2 protein-coding genes are annotated in these 2,963 nt (G+C 57.5%); both read left to right on the forward strand.

The window, feature by feature from the left end; all coding sequences use genetic code 11:
- Positions 1 to 2,237, forward strand: a 2,237-nt coding sequence (locus ACZ6EM_RS40240; protein WP_465774657.1) for an RICIN domain-containing protein, incomplete at its 5' end; no start/stop codon positions are given.
- A gap of 174 nt (positions 2,238 to 2,411) precedes the next feature.
- A partial coding sequence (locus ACZ6EM_RS40245) for a hypothetical protein (RefSeq protein WP_465774658.1) occupies positions 2,412 to 2,963 on the forward strand: 552 nt, incomplete at its 3' end.

Here is a 2,963-nt window from a genome sequence, read left to right on the forward strand (position 1 = left end):
TCTACCACACCCCACCCCCGAACTACTTCGCCCTCTATTCAGACTTCAACCAGAGTGGAATGCAGTGGGTGTTCAAGGACACCGAAGGCCTCACCCACCTCGACAACCCCACCATCAACGCCGCCAACGCGATCTCCAGCGCCAGCAACCAAACCCAATACACCATCGAGCTATTCCAGAACCACGACGGCACCGGCACCAGCCAACTCATCTACCCCACCATCACCACCGACATTACCACCACCGGCCTCGAGGACCACATCACCGCTGTCAACCTCTATCATGGCCCGCCCGCCAACTACTTCTGCCTCTACCAAGGCAGTTGGAGTGGCACGCAATGGGTCTTCAAGGACACCGCAGGGCTTACCAACCTCACCGATCTACAGTATGGCGGCGCCTCCAGCGCGATCACCTTCAACAACCGGACCCAGTACACCCTGGAATTGTTCCAGAACACCGACGGCACCGGCACCAGCCAACTCGCCTACCCCATCGCCAAGAACCTTATGGCCACCCCCGGCCTGCAAGGAAACCTCAAGTCCGTTAACGTCTACCACGGACCACCCAACAATTACTTCGCCCTCTACGAAAATCAGTTCAACACCGGCAGGGAATGGGTACTCAAAGACACCGCAGGCCTCATCAACCTCGCCGGCTCACAGTACGGCGACGCCTCCAGCGTGATCTCCTCCGCCAGCAACCAGACCATGTACACCCTGGAACTCTTCCAGAACACCGACGGCACCGGCACCGGCCAACTCATCTACCCCAACACCACCGTCAACACCGACGCAATCGCCGACAGAATCACTTCCGTCAACGTCTACCACGGACCACCCACCAACTACTTCTGCCTCTACCAGGAATGGTACGAGTACGGGCGGCAATGGGTATTCAAGGACACCGCTGGTCTCACCAACTTCACCAACACCGCCGTCTTCGGTGACCTCTCCCACGTGATCTCCTGCGTCAAAAATCAGACCCAATACACACTGGAAATCTTCCGGAACAGCAACGGCACGGGCACCAGCCAACTCATCTACCCCACCACCACCATCAACGTCGCCTCAGACCTCAACGAGGTCGTCACCTCCGTTAATGTCTACCACGGACCACCCAACAACTACTTCTGCCTCTACGAAGCCAACGCCCAGGGCATGAGGCAATGGGCCTTCAAGGACACCGCAGGCCTCACCGACCTCACCAACACAGGTATTTTCAACAACGCCTCCAGCGTAATCTCCTCCGTCAACAACCTAACCCTGTACACCCTGGAACTGTTCCAAAACGCCAACGGCTCCGGCACCAGCCAACTCGTCTACCCCAACACCACTCCCAACGTCACCACATCCGGCCTCAACGACACCGTCAAATCCGTCAACCTCTACCACGGACCACCCAACAACTACTTCTGCCTCTACCAGGACAACGTCAGCGATTCCAGCAGGCAATGGGTATTCAGAAGCAACCCCGGCCACATCGACCTCACCAACACCGCCGTCTACGGCACCGCCGCAAGCGTTCTCTCCGCAGCCCTCAACAAGAGCCCAAACCCCATCGAACTATTCGACCAGGCCAGCCAAAACGGGAACATTCAACTCATCCCTCCAAATTCACAAGTGGATGGATTCATCAATAATCTCAACGATAAAATCAAATCATTCACCGTATGTCAACCAAGTGGCTTCCCGACGCCCTGCATGCTTGTCGCCAAACATAGCGGTAAATGCATCGACGTCCAGCAGTTTTCCACGACTCCCAATACCACGGTCTGGCAGTATCAAGTCAACAACACCGCCAATCAGCAATGGATCATCGTAAACTCTGGCGGTGGCGTCTATCGAATCTATAGCGTCAATTCACTACTCTGCCTAGGGCCCCAGAACGGCGCAGGCGGGAGCAGCGTGCCGATCGCCCAACTAACACCGACAACCGCCGGCTACCTGTTTTGGTACGTGGTAGACCAAGGGGGAGGCTACTACCGGCTTTGGAACTACGACAATGGCTACTCGATTGACGTCTCCGGCTCATCCACCGCCAACCAGGCCGCCATCATTCAATACGGAAGCACCGGAGGGGACAACCAGCGATTTAGCATGAGGGCCACCACGGCGGCTGCCAAAAATACTGGCGCCGCCCAAAATAGCACTGATCCAAACTCGGATAGGGAAGATAACTCCAAAGAAAACACTGAACTTGGAGGATCACTTCCCCGAGGTTACAGGGCTGAAAGTTAGCCGTAGGGCGGGCGGAAGGCGAGAGGAGGCATCATCTCATCAAAAGACGGGAAGCTGCTACTGAAACTGTCAAGTGATCTGATTACAGATCTATCGGAAGGGCAATGCATAATGGGGATTCCAGTGCCTCCAATTGATCCGCGCGGCATGGAGGATCTAGTGTCGGGAGCGAAGTTGGCCATCCGCCAGAAAGTCCCGGAATGGGCGGGTATTGACGGCCCGAATCCTGGAACGGCACTGGTGGAGGCCTGCGCTGGCATGGTGACATCGCTCATCGAGCGGGTCAATCAGACGGCTGACAAGGATCGGCTGTCGGTTCTGTCGGAACTTGGTGTGCAGCCGCGGCTGGCGTCTCCGGTCCGGACCCAGGTGGAGTTCTCGATGACGGTCGCGCTTCCGAGACCTGTCGAGATCCCTTCCGAAACGGAGGTGGCAGCGGACTTGCCGGGCGGCGCCGAAGCTGCCTTCGCCACCACGCAGGACGCGCTGTTGTACTCGTGCACGCTGCTGAACTGTGGGGTGTACAAGGGCGCGCAGTACCGGTCGGACGACAAGACGTTCACGGGTGTGCTGAGTGCGTTCAGTACGTCCGACGAGGTGACCCAGTCGGACCCAACTGAAAGGCGGAGGTTAGTACTGCAACGGTGCTTACTGTGGCGAGGCTTCAGCTCTTGGGCTGTGGCCTCGTCGTTTGTAGTGGCTGGTCCGGGCCTGGTGTTGGCGTCG

This window comes from Kitasatospora sp. NPDC041917 (assembly GCF_055589745.1).